Source organism: Luteimonas terricola, assembly GCF_004352845.1.
Taxonomy (GTDB): Bacteria; Pseudomonadota; Gammaproteobacteria; order Xanthomonadales; family Xanthomonadaceae; genus Luteimonas; species Luteimonas terricola.
Genome location: NZ_SJRX01000001.1, coordinates 379481 through 393093, shown reverse-complemented (window position 1 = coordinate 393093; position 13613 = coordinate 379481). Strand labels below are relative to the sequence as shown.

Here is a 13613-nt window from a genome sequence, read left to right as displayed (position 1 = left end):
CATGGACTTCGTACAGCTCGCATTCTTCGCATTCGCAGGGGTCGCGGTCGCCGCGGCGATCGGCGTGATCGGCGCCCGCAACCCGGTGCACTCGGCGCTGTTCCTGGTGCTGACGTTCTTCACCGTGGCCTGCACCTGGATCATCGCCGGCGCCGAGTTCCTGGGCGTCGCCCTGATCCTCGTCTACGTCGGCGCGGTGATGGTCCTGTTCCTGTTCGTGGTGATGATGCTCGACATCGACCTCGTGCCCCTGAACGAAGGCTACGTCCGCTACCTGCCGGTCGGCCTGGTCGTGGCGGTGGTGATGCTGCTCGAGCTGCTGTCGCTGATCGGCATCATGGCCTTCGTCGAAACGCCGTTTGCGGCCAATGCGTTCGAGGCCGAGGGCGTGCCGAACACGGTGTGGATCGCACGCCGGCTGTTCACCGACTTCCTGCTGCCCTTCGAGATCGCCGCGGTGATCCTGACCGTGGCCGTGATCGCCGCGGTCACGCTGACGCTGCGCCGCCGCGAAGGGACCAAACACCAGAATCCGGGCGAGCAGGTACGTACCCGCCCCGGCGACCGCCTGCGCATGGTCGACATGCAGAGCTCCGTGCACGTCGCCGACGACGCGCCGGCCGCCGGCGCCGCCACCGACGGGGAGGAGAAGTAATGGAGTTCCTCGGACAGGGCCTGGCACTCGGGCACTACCTTGCGCTGGCCTCCGCGCTGTTCTGCATCAGCGTCGCGGGCATCTTCCTCAACCGCAAGAACGTGATCATCCTGCTGATGTGCATCGAGCTGATGCTGCTCTCGGTGAACATCAACTTCGTCGCGTTCTCGCGCGAGTTCGGCGACGCCGCCGGCCAGGTCTTCGTGTTCTTCATCCTCACCGTGGCCGCGGCCGAGGCCGCGATCGGCCTGGCGATCCTGGTCACGCTGTTCCGCAACCGGCGCACGATCAACGTCGCCGAACTCGACACGCTGAAGGGCTGACGGAATGCCTGGCATGGAAATAGTCATTTCGAAGGCGGTGCTGATCGCGATCGTGCTCGCGCCGCTGCTGGGCGCGATCGTCGCGGGCCTGTTCGGCCGCCAGGTCGGTCGCGTCGGCGCGCAGACGGTCACGATCCTCGGCGTGGCGCTCAGCTGCGCGCTGTCGTGCTACGTGCTCTGGCAGATGCTGGGGCAGGGCGCGGCGCCCTTCAACGAGAACATCTACACCTGGTTCCAGGTCGCCGGCTACGAGCTCCACATCGGCTTCATGGTCGACCGGCTGACGGCGATGATGATGGTGGTGGTGACCTTCGTGTCGCTGCTGGTCCACGTCTACAGCATCGGCTACATGGTCGATGACCCCGGCTACCAGCGCTTCTTCAGCTACATCAGCCTGTTCACCTTCTCGATGCTGGCGCTGGTGATGGCCAACAACTTCCTGCAGCTGTTCTTCGGCTGGGAAGCGGTGGGCGTGGTGTCGTACCTGCTGATCGGCTTCTGGTTCAAGCGGCCGACGGCGGTGGTCGCCAACCTCAAGGCCTTCCTGGTCAACCGCGTCGGTGACTTCGGCATGCTGCTCGGCATCGCCGGCGTGGCGTACTGGTTCGGCACGCTGGACTACGCCACGGTGTTCGCCAATGCCGGTCCGGCGATCGGCGGCGGCCAGGTGATCGAGATCATTCCCGGCTATGCCTGGTCGGTCGCGACCGTGATCTGCATCTGCCTGTTCGTGGGCGCCATGGGCAAGTCGGCGCAGGTGCCGCTGCACGTGTGGCTCCCGGACTCGATGGAAGGCCCGACCCCGATCTCGGCGCTGATCCATGCCGCGACCATGGTCACCGCCGGCATCTTCATGGTGGCGCGCATGTCGCCGCTGTTCGAGCTGAGCGAGGTCGCGCTGCAGTTCATCCTGTTCATCGGCGCCACCACGGCCTTCTTCACCGGCCTGATCGGCATCGTGCAGAACGACATCAAGCGCGTGGTCGCGTACTCCACGCTGTCGCAGCTGGGCTACATGACCGTGGCGCTGGGCGTGTCGGCGTACTCGGCCGCCGTGTTCCACCTGATGACCCACGCCTTCTTCAAGGCGCTGCTGTTCCTCGGCGCGGGCTCGGTGATCATCGCCATGCACCACGAGCAGGACATGCGCCGCATGGGCGGACTGCGCAAGTACATGCCGATCACCTTCATCACCATGCTGGTCGGCACCCTGGCCCTGGTGGCGACGCCGTTCTTCAGCGGCTTCTACTCGAAGGACACGATCATCGAGGCCGCCAAGTTCGGGGCCGAGGGCATGGGCTGGGTCGGCACCTATGGCTACTGGGCGGTCCTGGCCGGTGCCTTCGTGACCTCGTTCTACAGCTTCCGCCTGCTGTACATGACCTTCTTCGGCAAGGAGCGCTTCCGCGAAGAAGCGCAGGGCGGGCATGCGCATGACAGCCATGCGCACGAGGACCATGGCGTGCACGAGCCGAAGGAGTCGCCCTGGGTGGTGACCCTGCCACTGGTGCTGCTGGCCATTCCCTCGATCGCGATCGGCTTCCTCACCGCCGGTCCGATGCTGTTCGGCACCAACTGGAGCGGCAGCGAGCAGGTGATGCCGTTCTTCACCGGTGCGATCGACCTGCTGCCGCAGAACGACACCCTGGCGCGCGTCGCGTCCGAGCTGTGGCACGGACCCGTGGCGTTCGCGCTGCATGGCTTCCTGACCCCGGCGTTCTGGCTGACGCTGGCCGGCTTCGTGCTCGCGACCGTCATGTACTGGTGGCGTCCGGAGCTCGCGGCCAGGGCCCGCAGCGCGTTCGCGCTGCCGGTCAAGGTGCTGGAGAACAAGTACTGGGCCGACGATTTCTGGATCGGCGGCCTGGCGGGCGGCAGCCTGCAGCTGGGCAAGGCCTCCAACGCGGTCGACAGCAAGCTGATCGACGGCGTGGCGGTCAACGGCAGTGCCGGCTTCATCGGCCTGATGGCGGGCGTCGTGCGGCGCCTGCAGACCGGACGCCTGTACGACTATGCATTCGCGATGATCCTCGGCCTGATCGTGCTCCTGGCCGTGCTCATCCACTACTGGACCTGACGGAAGACGATACGTGTCGAACTGGCCCCTCCTCAGCATCCTCATCTGGCTGCCGATCCTCGGTGGCGCGATGGTGCTCGCGCTCGGCAACCGCGCGGCTGCCGCGCGTTGGCTTGCGCTGGCGATCGCCCTGGCGACCTTCGCCATCAGCATCCCCCTGTTCACCGGTTACGACGCCTCGGCGGCCGTGGCCACGATGCAGTTCGTCGAGGCCCGGGAGTGGATCCCGGCCTACGACATCCAGTACCACCTGGGTGCGGACGGCATCTCGATCGCGCTGATCCTGCTGACGACCCTGGTCACGGTGCTGGTGCTGATCGGCGCATGGGCGGCGATCGACAAGCGCGTCAACCAGTACTTCGCCGCGATGCTGGTCCTCGAGGGCCTGATGATCGGCGTGTTTTCCGCGATCGACGCGATGCTGTTCTACGTGTTCTTCGAGGGCATGCTGATCCCGATGTTCATCATCATCGGCGTCTGGGGCGGCCCGCGGCGCGTGTACGCGTCGGTGAAGTTCTTCCTCTACACCTTCCTCGGCTCGGTGTTCATGCTGGTCGGCCTGGTGTACCTGTACCTGAAGGCCGGCAGCTGGCAGCTGCCCGACCTGTACGCGCTGCCGCTGACCGCCACCGAGCAGATGTGGCTGTTCTTCGCCTTCCTGATCGCCTTCGCGGTCAAGGTGCCGATGTTCCCGGTACATACCTGGTTGCCGGATGCCCACGTCGAGGCACCCACGGGCGGCTCCGTGATCCTGGCGGCGATCATGCTGAAGATCGGCGGCTACGGCTTCCTGCGCTTCAGCCTGCCGATCACGCCCGACGCCGGGCACGAGTGGGCCTGGCTGCTGATCGCGCTGTCGCTGATCGCGGTGGTCTACGTCGGCCTCGTGGCCCTGGCCCAGCAGGACATGAAGAAGCTGATCGCGTACTCGTCGGTGTCGCACATGGGCTTCGTGACGCTCGGCATCTTCATCGCCTTCGCCCTGATCCGCGACACCGGCAACCCGGAGGCCGCGCGCCTGGGCATGCAGGGCGCGATGGTGCAGATGATTTCGCACGGCTTCGTTTCGGGCGCCATGTTCACCTGCGTCGGCGTGCTCTACGACCGCATGCACACGCGCATGATCCGCGACTACGGTGGCGTGGCGAACGTGATGCCGTGGTTCGCCGCGTTCTACGTGCTGTTCGCGTTCGCGAACTCCGGCCTGCCGGGTACGTCGGGCTTCGTCGGCGAGTTCATGGTCATCGTGGCCTCGTTCCAGCACCACCCGCTGATCGCCTTCGTTGCCGCCCTGACCCTGATCCTGGGCGCGGGCTACACCCTGTGGCTGGTCAAGCGCGTGATGTACGGCGAGGTCGGCAATGCCCACGTCGCCGCGATGAAGGACATCAACGGCCGCGAGGCCCTGGTGCTGGGCGTGTTCGCCGCGGGCGTGCTGCTCATCGGCCTCTGGCCGCAGCCCTTGACCGACCTGATGGAGCCGTCCATCGCGCAGCTGGCGGGCATGCTCGCCAACAGCAAGCTTTGAGGAACAAGACGCGATGATGCCTGGTGAATTGAACCTTCCCGTCCGGACGCTGGCCGATATCGCGCCGCTGGCGCCCGAGCTCGTGGTGGTGATCGGCGCGTTCGCGCTGCTGATGCTCGACCTGTTCATGGGCGAGCGCCGCCGCGTGGTGACGCACGGCCTGGCCGTGGCGGTGCTGCTGGGTGCCGCGGTGATGATCGCGCTGGGCGTCGGCGGGCAGGGCATGGTCCTTGCCGATATGTTCGTGCGCGACACCCTGGCCGATGTGCTCAAGATCGGCATCCTGGTGCTGACCGCCGTGGCGCTGGGCTACGCCTGGCCGTTCATGCGCGAGCGCGGCCTGTACAAGGGCGAACTGCCCGTGCTGATGCTGTTCGCGACCGTAGGCATGATGCTGCTGGTCTCGGCGCCGAACCTGACCACGATCTACGTCGGCCTGGAGCTGCTCGCGCTCTGCCAGTACGCCCTGGTCGCGTTCGACCGCGACAACCCGGTCGGCTCCGAGGCGGCGATGAAATACTTCGTGCTCGGCTCGCTGGCCTCGGGCCTGCTGCTGTTCGGCATGTCCCTGGTCTACGGCGCCACGGGCAGCCTGGACCTGGCCACGATCAGCACCGCCGCAGCCGCCGTCGACGGCGGCACGCGCACCCTGCTGCTGACCGGCACGGTGTTCCTGGTGGTGGGCGTGTGCTTCAAGTTCGGCGCCGCGCCCTTCCACATGTGGCTGCCCGATGCCTACCACGGCGCGCCGACCCCGATGACGCTGTTCATCGGTTCTGCGCCCAAGCTGGCGGTGTTCGGCATGGCCTATCGCCTGCTCGAGTCCGGCGTCGGCCCGCTGCAGGACCAGTGGCAGGTGATGGTGGCGCTGCTGGCCGCGCTGTCGCTGGTGGTCGGCAACGTGTTCGCGCTCGCGCAGGGCAACCTCAAGCGCATGCTCGCGTACTCGACGGTCTCGCACGTGGGCTTCCTGCTGCTCGGCCTCGCCGGCGGTGGTCCCGAGGGCTACGCCGCGGCGATGTTCTATGCGATCAGCTACGCGATCATGGCCACCGCGGGTTTCGGCGCCATCATCGTGCTGGCGCGTCGCGGCTTCGAGGCCGATCGCATCGAGGACTTCAAGGGCCTCAACGCACGCAGCCCGTGGATGGCGGCAATGGTGCTGGTGATCATGGCCTCGCTGGCCGGCGTGCCGCCGTTCCTCGGCTTCTGGGCGAAGATGGTGGTGCTGCGCGCGGCGATCGGCGGCGACATGATGTGGCTGGCCATCGTCGGCATCGTGTTCGCGGTGGTGGGCGCGTTCTACTACCTGCGCGTGATCAAGGTGATGTACTTCGACGAGCCGGAGGGCAAGGCGATCGAGGTCAGCAACAACGGACCCCTGCGGACGCTGTTCACCGTCAATGCGCTTGCACTGCTGGTGCTCGGCGTTGCATGGAGCCCGATCATGGCCTGGTGCCAGGCGGCGTTCGCCTGATGCATCACGCGGGTCCGGAGGTGGCGATGCCACTCCTGGCTTGCAAGAAATCCGACGCTGCGTCATAATCGTCGGCCTGGTGCGGGGTGGAGCAGTCTGGCAGCTCGTCGGGCTCATAACCCGAAGGTCGCAGGTTCAAATCCTGCCCCCGCTACCACTACACAGCAGCGGCGCGTTCCTTGAAAAGGACGCGCCGTTTGCCTTTTCAGGCTTCGATCACCATCGGCCTGCGGCCGTCGCCGATGATGGCGTGCGGCACGAAGCGTGCGCTGTCGCGGGTGATCGGCGAGTCGTCCTCGCGGATACCCATGCCGCAGGCCATGTCACCCACCACCCAGCTTCCGATGAGTGGCCAGGCACCATCGTGCGCGGGCAGGGGATGCAGTGCCTGCCGTATCGCGGGACCTGCGTAGGGACCCGGCTGGTGCAGCCGTTGGCCATCGGCAAAGTGCATCTCGATGTTGGCGCCTTCGCGCGAGAACAAGGGTTTCCGCACCCAGCCCGCCGGCAGGTCGCCGCCGGTATCGAATTCCGCCGGCAGCAGGTTGGGATGCCCGCGATGTCGCTCCCACAGCAGCGGCAACACGCCCTTGTTGCTGAGCAGCAGTTTCCACGGCGGTTCGAGCAGCTGCAGTCCGGATCCCGGCAAGGCCTGTGCGAACTCGTCCGCGAACAGGTCCTCGAGCGGGTAGAGCTTGAACAGGCTGGCGATGAGCACGTCATCGGCGGCGGTGAAGCGGCCGTCGGCGGACAGGCCGATGTCCTCGATCGACAGCGAGCCCGCTTCGATGCCCGCCTGCGCCGCGCAGTCGCGCAGGTAGTCGACGGTGCCCTGGTCCTCGGCGCTGTCGCGCGCCGCGGCGAAGTACAGCGGCTGCTGCAGCCGCCCGCCGATCTCGACGAAGCGCGCAACCAGCGCCTCGTGGATGGCGTTGAACTGGTCGGCCTCGGCGGGCAGCACGCCAGCCTCGCGCTGGCGTTCCAGCCAGTCCCACTGGAAGAAGGCGGCCTCGAACAGCGAGGTCGGGGTGTCGTAGTTGAACTCGTACAGCTTCGCGGGGCCGCGGCCGTCGTAGGCCAGGTCGATGCGACCGTACAGGTGCGGGTCGCGGCGGCGCCAGCTTTCGGCGACCTGGTCGCGCGCCTGGTCGGGGATCGCCAGGCGTTCCATCAGCTCCTGGCTGCCGGCGGCTTCGCCAGCCAGCGCCATCGCCATCGCGTGCAGCTCGGCGGTGGGGTCTTCGATGTCGTCCTCGACCTGGCGCAGGTCGAAGGCGTAGTACGCGGTCTCGTCCCAGTACGCGGCACCGTCGATGGTGTGGAAGGCGAAGCCGCAGTCCCCGGCGCGCTGGCGCCAGTCGGGGCGCGCTTCGATCGCGACCCGACGCATCAGCCGCCGGCGCTGCGGCCGGCGCCGGCGCGGCCGAAGCCGCCGCGGCGCACGGTGGGCGCGCGATCGGGCTGCAGGCCGGTGCGGGCCAGCGCCGTGGCGCCGCCGGGACCGGCCTGCGGGCGCAGCCAGCCCGACTGGTTGGAGAGGAAGGCGGGCGCGGCGCGCGTGGCCCCAGCGGTGGCTGCCGGGCCGGCGCCCGCCGCGGGAGCCATGGCACCGCCACGGGTGTTCATCATCTGCGAGAGGAAGAAGCCGGCCATCATCGGGCCAACGAAGCTGCCGCCGCCGGCCTGCTGGCGCGTGGAGCACTGGCCTTCGCCGAACTCGGCCTCGCATTCGGCCACCGATGCATAGCGCGGCGCGACCGCGTCAGCCTGCACCTGGGCGTGCTCGAAGGCCTGGCGGCACATCGACGGGTCCATGGTTTCGGTGGTGCAGGTCTCGACCGAGGTGAACAGGCCCTCCGAGGTCTGCACCTCGGGCTGCTGCGCGCAGGCGACCAGCAGCAGCGGGGCGGAGCCCATCAGGACGAGGGCGGTCTTGCGGGAGCGTTTCATGGAAGCGTGGCACCGGCTGGCGTGGGACCGGCAAGGTTAACCGATGGTGCCTGCGGCAATGGCACCCGCGCCGGCGCGGCTTGCGGGAAGGCGGGCTCACGCCTATACTTCAGCGGCTCGGCGGAACATGCAGGACCACCGTTGGCGCCTCCCGGCGTCAGGTCCGGCCCCGCTGCAAGCTTTTCGCGGTCGACGGAGAGCCTCCAAGGAGGCTTTTTTCGATTGCGGGAGTCGGGCTCGCGCGGTGCGCATCGAGGCGCGCCGGCACCGGATCCAGCAGCATCGGACAAGGGGCCCATCGGGCCCTTTTTCGTTTTTCGCGCCCGGCATCGCCGGCAATGGACCAGGACAGGAGGAGCCAACGTGGCCGACAAGTCGACCGATATCGCTGGACTCCTGTCTCCGACCGTCGCGTCGCTCGGACTGGAGTTGCTCGGAATCGAGTACCTGCCGTCGTCCGATGGCGCGCTGTTGCGCCTGTACATCGACCGTCCGGGCGCCGACCCGGCGGCAGAGGGGCAGGGCGTGGGCATCGAGGACTGCGAGGCGGTCAGCCGCGAGGTTTCGGCCCAGCTCGACGTCGAGGACCCGATCAGCGGCAACTACACCCTCGAGGTGTCCTCGCCCGGCGTCGACCGGCTGCTGTTCACGCCGGCCCACTTCGAGCGCTTCCTGGGCGAACAGGCCAAGGTCGTCCTGAAGCTGCCGCAGGACGGGCGCCGCAGGCTGACCGGGCGGATCGCGGCGGTCGAGGGCGGGACGCTCACGTTCGAGGTCGACGGCCAGCCGTTCGCGGTCGCCGCCGACAACGTCGACAAGGCGCGCCTGGTGCCCGACTGGGTCGCGCTCGGCTACGGGCCCGCGAAGGACGCCTCCGGGCGCGACGCGCGTCCCGGCAAGGGCCGTGGCAAGCCTGGCAGCAAACAAAACACCAACAACAAGCCGGCGGCGTCGAAGCCGTCCCGTGCGGAGTAATAGAGAAGATGAGCAAGGAACTGTTGCTGGTCGTCGATGCGGTCGCCAATGAAAAGGGCGTGCCGGAGTCGGTGATCCTCGAAGCCCTCGAGGCGGCCCTGGCCACCGCGGCCAAGAAGCGCTACCTCGAACAGGACGTGGTGACGCGCGTGGTGATCGACCCCAACGACGGCACCTACGAAACCTTCCGACGCTGGGAGGTCGTGGCCGACGACGTGGTGATGGAGTCGCCCGACCGCCAGATCCGCATGATGGACGCGGTCGACGAGGCCGAGGGCGTCGAGGTCGGCGACTACATCGAAGAGCAGATCGAGAACGTCGACTTCGGCCGCATCGCGGCGCAGGCCGCCAAGCAGGTCATCGTGCAGCGCGTGCGCGAGGCCGAGCGCCAGCAGGTCGTGGACGCCTGGAAGGACCGCGTCGGCGAGCTCGTCACCGGCGTGGTCAAGCGCGTCGAGCGCGGCAACGTCTTTGTCGACCTGGGTGGCAACGCGGAAGCCTTCATCCCCAAGGACAAGGCCATCCCGCGCGACGTCGTGCGTGCCGGCGACCGTATCCGCGGCTACCTCTACGACGTGCGCACCGAGCCGCGCGGCCCGCAGCTGTTCATCAGCCGCGCCGCGCCGGAATTCATGATGGAGCTGTTCAAGCTCGAAGTGCCGGAAGTCGGCCAGGGCCTGGTGGAAATCAAGGCCTGCGCCCGCGATCCGGGCGACCGCGCCAAGATCGCCGTGGTCGCCTACGACACCCGCACCGATCCGATCGGCGCCTGCATCGGCATGCGCGGTTCGCGCGTGCAGGCGGTGAGCAACGAACTCAACGGCGAGCGCGTCGACATCGTGCTGTGGTCGGACAACCCGGCGCAGTTCGTGATCAACGCCATGGCGCCGGCTGAAGTCCAGTCGATCGTGGTCGACGAGGACAAGCACTCGATGGACCTCGCGGTCGCCGAAGACCGCCTCGCGCAGGCCATCGGCAAGGGCGGCCAGAACGTGCGCCTCGCCAGCCGCCTGTCGGGCTGGCAGCTCAACGTGATGACGCAGGACCAGGTCGCCGCGAAGTCCGAGGCCGAGCAGGCCACGGCGCGCGCGCTGTTCCAGGAAAAGCTCGAGGTCGACGAGGAGATCGCCGGCATCCTGGTGGCCGAGGGATTCAGTACGGTCGAGGAAATCGCCTACGTGCCGGTCGGCGAGTTGCTGGCGGTGGAGGGCTTCGACGAGGACATCGTCGAGGAACTGCGCGCCCGCGCACGCGATGCGCTGCTCAACGATGCGCTGGCGGTCGAGGAGGAGCTTGGCGACAACATGCCCGCCGACGACCTGCTGGCGCTCGAGGGCATGGATGACGAAACCGCCTTCGCGCTTGCCGCCAACGGCGTGTGCACCGCCGAGGACCTCTCCGACCTGGCCGCCGACGAGGTGCTGGAGTTCGGCATCGAGGGTCTCGACCAGGAGCGCGCCGCGGCCCTTGTGCTGGCCGCGCGCGCGGGCGAGATCGCGCGCCTGGAAAGCGAGGGCTGACAGACCGGGCCCTCACGGCCCCGAGCATGGCAAGCACCCAGAATTGATCCATCCACAGCGCGGCAAATGCCGACGCCAAAGGAACCGGAATCCGAATGTCGCAGCAAACCACTATCCGCAAGCTGGCCGCACTGGTGAACACGCCGGTCGAAAAGTTGCTTGAACAGCTGTCCGAAGCGGGCATGCCGTTCAGCGATCCCGACCAGGCCGTGTCCAGTACCGAGAAGATGAAGCTCCTGGGCTTTCTGCGTCGCACCCACGGGCGTGCCGAGCAGGGCGCCGTGGATCCCGTCGCGCCCAAGAAGATCACCCTCCAGCGCAAGAGCACGCTGACCGTGGGCGGCGGCCGCAACAAGCCGACCGTCGACGTGGTCGTGCGCAAGAAGGTCACCCTGGTCAAGCCGGAGGCGGGCGCCGGTACGGACGGGGTGGACGACGAGCGCACGGAGATCCTGCGCAAGCTCGAGGAGTCGCGCCAGCGCAACCTCGACGAGCAGCAGCGCCTGGCCGACGCCGACCGCCGCCGCGTGGAGGAAGCCGAGGAGGCGAAGCGCCGCGAGGTGGAAGCGGAAGCCGAGCGCGTCCGCGTCGAGACCGAGGCCGCTGCCTCGGTCGCGACGACCGAAGAGGCGCCGCGCAAGAGCCACGGCCACGGTCATCCGAAGCCGCCCCCGGCGCGCGACGATCGCACCACGGCCAGCAAGGGCAAGCACCGCGGCTCGCACGCCATGGTGGCCGGCGTCGAGGACGAGGAAGGCGCCGCGGCGCGCTTCGCCGGCCAGATGCACCTGTCGCCGGCCGACCGTGCACGCCGCAGCACCGCGCGCCCCAGGCGCCCGCAGCGTGGACAGCAGCGCGACCAGTCGCGCACCGGTACCGGTTTCACCCGCCCGACGGCCCCCGTCGTGCGCGAAGTCGAGATCGGCGAGGCGATCACCGTCGCCGACCTGGCGCAGAAGCTCGCCATGAAGGGCGGCGACGTGGTCAAGGCGCTGTTCAAGATGGGCGTGATGGCCACCATCACCCAGTCCATCGACCACGACACCGCGGTGCTGATCACCGAAGAGCTTGGCCACACGGCCGTGCGTGCCGACGCCGATGACGCCGAGAGCGAGCTGCTCGCCCACGTCGAGGACGTGACGGGCGACCAGACCCAGCGTCCGCCGGTGGTCACCATCATGGGCCACGTCGACCACGGCAAGACTTCGCTGCTCGACTACATCCGCCGCACCCGCATCGCCCCCGGCGAGGCCGGTGGCATCACCCAGCACATCGGCGCCTACCACGTCGACACGCCCAAGGGCGTGGTCAGCTTCCTCGACACGCCGGGCCATGCCGCGTTCAGTTCGATGCGCGCGCGCGGCGCGAAGATCACCGACATCGTGATCCTGGTGGTTGCCGCCGACGACGGCGTCATGCCGCAGACGATCGAGGCGATCCAGCACGCGAAGGCGGCCCGGGTGCCGCTGATCGTCGCGATCAACAAGATCGACAAGGCCGAGGCCGATCCCTCGCGGATCAAGAACGAGCTGCTTGCCCACGACGTCGTCTCCGAGGAGTTCGGCGGCGATACGCAGATGGTCGAGCTTTCCGCCAAGACCGGCGATGGCATCGACGACCTGCTGGACGCGATCAACCTGCAGGCCGAGGTGCTGGAGCTCAAGGCCATTGCCGACGGCCGCGCCAGCGGCACGGTGATCGAGTCTTCGCTCGACAAGGGCCGCGGCCCGGTGGCCACGGTGCTGGTGCAGCAGGGCCAGCTCAACAAGGGCGACTTCGTGGTCTGCGGCGTGGAGTACGGCCGCGTGCGTGCGCTGTTCGACGAGACCGGCGGCCAGGTGCCGTCGGCCGGCCCGTCGATCCCGGTGCAGGTGCTCGGCCTGTCGGGCGTGCCCGATGCCGGCGACGATTTCGTGGTCGTCGGCGACGAACGCCTGGCCAGGGAAGTCGCCCAGCAGCGCGAAGCCAAGCGCCGTGAAACGCGCCTGGTCCAGGCCGCTGGCAACCGCATGGAAGACATCATGGCGCAGATGGGCGGCGGCCAGCAGCTCGAGCTGCCGCTGGTGATCAAGGCCGACGTGCAGGGTTCGGTGGAGGCGCTGCGCCAGGCATTGACCGCGCTCTCCAACGACGAGATCCGGGTCAACATCATCCGCTCAGGCGTCGGCGGCATCACCGAGTCCGACGCCAATTCGGCGGCGACGGCCAAGGCCACGATCATCGGCTTCAACGTCCGTGCCGATGCATCCGCGCGCAAGGTGGTCGATACCCACGGCCTGGACCTGCGCTACTTCTCGATCATCTATGACGTGATCGACCAGGTGAAGCAGGTCGCGTCCGGCATCCTGGGCGTGGAGATCCGCGAGGAGATCATCGGCACCGCCGAGGTCCGCGAGGTGTTCCGCAGCTCCAAGTTCGGCGCGGTCGCCGGCAGCATGGTCATCGAGGGCGTGCTCCGGCGGAACAAGCCGATCCGCGTGCTGCGCGACGAGGTCGTGATCTTCGAAGGCGAGCTGGAATCGCTGCGCCGCTTCAAGGAGAACGTCGACGAGGTGCGTACCAACACCGAGTGCGGCATCGGCGTGAAGGCCTACAACGACATCAAGCCCGGCGACAAGATCGAGTGCTTCGAGCGCGTCGAAGTGCAGCGCACGCTCTGATGTCGCAGAAGAGCTTCCACCGCACCGACCGCGTGTCCGCCCAGCTCCGCAGGGAGCTGGGCACCCTGGTGCGCGAGGCGGTGGCCGAGCACGGCCTGCCGTCGGTGAGCGTGTCCGACGTCGAGGTCACCCGCGACATGGCGCATGCCAAGGTGTATGTGACCGCGCTGCAGGGCGAGCGCGCCGCCGAGGCCATCAAGGGCCTCAAGGCGGTGGCGCCCGAAGTGCGCTACCGGCTCGCGCGCGCGGTGAAGATGCGCCACGTGCCGGAGCTGCATTTCCACTACGACGATTCCGTCGATCGCGGCGAGCGGATCGACAACCTGCTGCGCGATCTGCCCGACGTCTCCAGCGACCCCGACCCCGACGCCACCGACAACGACCGGTAGGAGCCGCTACAGCGGCGACCGGATCACTGCGCCCCGGTCGTGCCATGGGCCATGACCCA

The 13613-nt window shown here is 68.1% G+C and carries 11 protein-coding genes and 1 tRNA gene; 10 read left to right on the top strand and 2 right to left on the bottom strand.

Features of this window, described 5'->3' with window-relative positions:
• The first annotated feature begins 1 nt into the window (after position 1).
• From E2169_RS01795 to E2169_RS01770, 6 genes are all read left to right on the top strand, one after another.
• Positions 2 to 655, top strand: coding sequence for an NADH-quinone oxidoreductase subunit J (locus E2169_RS01795; RefSeq protein ID WP_132984901.1), 654 nt, complete (start codon positions 2 to 4; stop codon positions 653 to 655).
• Positions 655 to 978 (top strand): NADH-quinone oxidoreductase subunit NuoK, encoded by a 324-nt coding sequence (gene nuoK / locus E2169_RS01790; RefSeq protein ID WP_132984900.1) that lies wholly within the window; start codon positions 655 to 657, stop codon positions 976 to 978. Before E2169_RS01795 ends, nuoK begins: the two co-directional genes overlap by 1 nt.
• A 13-nt stretch (positions 979 to 991) precedes the next feature.
• Positions 992 to 3055: an NADH-quinone oxidoreductase subunit L gene (gene nuoL, locus E2169_RS01785; RefSeq protein WP_132984899.1), complete on the top strand. Its 2064-nt coding sequence runs from the start codon at positions 992 to 994 to the stop codon at positions 3053 to 3055.
• Positions 3056 to 3068: 13 nt separating this feature from the next.
• A complete protein-coding gene (locus E2169_RS01780; protein WP_132984898.1) occupies positions 3069 to 4583 on the top strand; it encodes an NADH-quinone oxidoreductase subunit M in 1515 nt (504 codons plus the stop codon).
• 13 nt (positions 4584 to 4596) lie between these two features.
• On the top strand, positions 4597 to 6060 hold the full coding sequence (gene nuoN / locus E2169_RS01775; protein ID WP_370465101.1) for an NADH-quinone oxidoreductase subunit NuoN: 1464 nt from the start codon (positions 4597 to 4599) through the stop codon (positions 6058 to 6060).
• Positions 6061 to 6140: 80 nt separating this feature from the next.
• Positions 6141 to 6217 (top strand) — tRNA-Met (locus E2169_RS01770).
• A 48-nt stretch (positions 6218 to 6265) separates the two neighbouring features.
• Here the strand turns inward: E2169_RS01770 and E2169_RS01765 are convergent.
• Positions 6266 to 7450 carry a glutathionylspermidine synthase family protein gene (locus E2169_RS01765; RefSeq protein WP_132984896.1) on the bottom strand — a complete coding sequence of 395 codons (1185 nt, stop codon included), beginning with the start codon at positions 7448 to 7450 and terminating at the stop codon, positions 6266 to 6268.
• Positions 7450 to 8010, bottom strand: coding sequence for a DUF1190 domain-containing protein (locus E2169_RS01760; protein ID WP_132984895.1), 561 nt, complete (start codon positions 8008 to 8010; stop codon positions 7450 to 7452). The genes E2169_RS01765 and E2169_RS01760 overlap by 1 nt, the downstream gene beginning before the upstream one ends.
• Positions 8011 to 8373: 363 nt before the next feature.
• On the opposite strand from E2169_RS01760, the gene E2169_RS01755 reads away from it, so the two are divergent.
• The 4 genes from E2169_RS01755 to rbfA all read left to right on the top strand — a co-directional run bounded on the left by E2169_RS01755 (position 8374) and on the right by rbfA (position 13554).
• Positions 8374 to 8985, top strand: coding sequence for a ribosome maturation factor RimP (locus E2169_RS01755; RefSeq protein ID WP_132984894.1), 612 nt, complete (start codon positions 8374 to 8376; stop codon positions 8983 to 8985).
• 8 nt (positions 8986 to 8993) lie between these two features.
• Complete coding sequence (gene nusA / locus E2169_RS01750) at positions 8994 to 10505, top strand: transcription termination factor NusA (RefSeq protein ID WP_132984893.1); 1512 nt, start codon at positions 8994 to 8996, stop codon at positions 10503 to 10505.
• A 95-nt stretch (positions 10506 to 10600) separates the two neighbouring features.
• Positions 10601 to 13165 carry a translation initiation factor IF-2 gene (gene infB / locus E2169_RS01745; protein ID WP_132984892.1) on the top strand — a complete coding sequence of 855 codons (2565 nt, stop codon included), beginning with the start codon at positions 10601 to 10603 and terminating at the stop codon, positions 13163 to 13165.
• On the top strand, positions 13165 to 13554 hold the full coding sequence (rbfA, locus tag E2169_RS01740) for a 30S ribosome-binding factor RbfA (RefSeq protein WP_132984891.1): 390 nt from the start codon (positions 13165 to 13167) through the stop codon (positions 13552 to 13554). Before infB ends, rbfA begins: the two co-directional genes overlap by 1 nt.
• The last annotated feature ends 59 nt before the right edge of the window (positions 13555 to 13613 follow it).

Bases quoted from the DNA above. Each gene is read 5' to 3' on its own strand.
- E2169_RS01795 (WP_132984901.1), top strand. From the start codon at position 2: ATGGACTTCGTACAGCTCGCATTCTTCGCATTCGCAGGGGTCGCGGTC.
- nuoK (WP_132984900.1), top strand. From the start codon at position 655: ATGGAGTTCCTCGGACAGGGCCTGGCACTCGGGCACTACCTTGCGCTG.
- nuoL (WP_132984899.1), top strand. From the start codon at position 992: ATGGAAATAGTCATTTCGAAGGCGGTGCTGATCGCGATCGTGCTCGCG.
- nuoN (WP_370465101.1), top strand. From the start codon at position 4,597: ATGATGCCTGGTGAATTGAACCTTCCCGTCCGGACGCTGGCCGATATC.
- E2169_RS01765 (WP_132984896.1), bottom strand. From the start codon at position 7,450: ATGCGTCGGGTCGCGATCGAAGCGCGCCCCGACTGGCGCCAGCGCGCC.
- E2169_RS01760 (WP_132984895.1), bottom strand. From the start codon at position 8,010: ATGAAACGCTCCCGCAAGACCGCCCTCGTCCTGATGGGCTCCGCCCCG.
- nusA (WP_132984893.1), top strand. From the start codon at position 8,994: ATGAGCAAGGAACTGTTGCTGGTCGTCGATGCGGTCGCCAATGAAAAG.
- infB (WP_132984892.1), top strand. From the start codon at position 10,601: ATGTCGCAGCAAACCACTATCCGCAAGCTGGCCGCACTGGTGAACACG.
- rbfA (WP_132984891.1), top strand. From the start codon at position 13,165: ATGTCGCAGAAGAGCTTCCACCGCACCGACCGCGTGTCCGCCCAGCTC.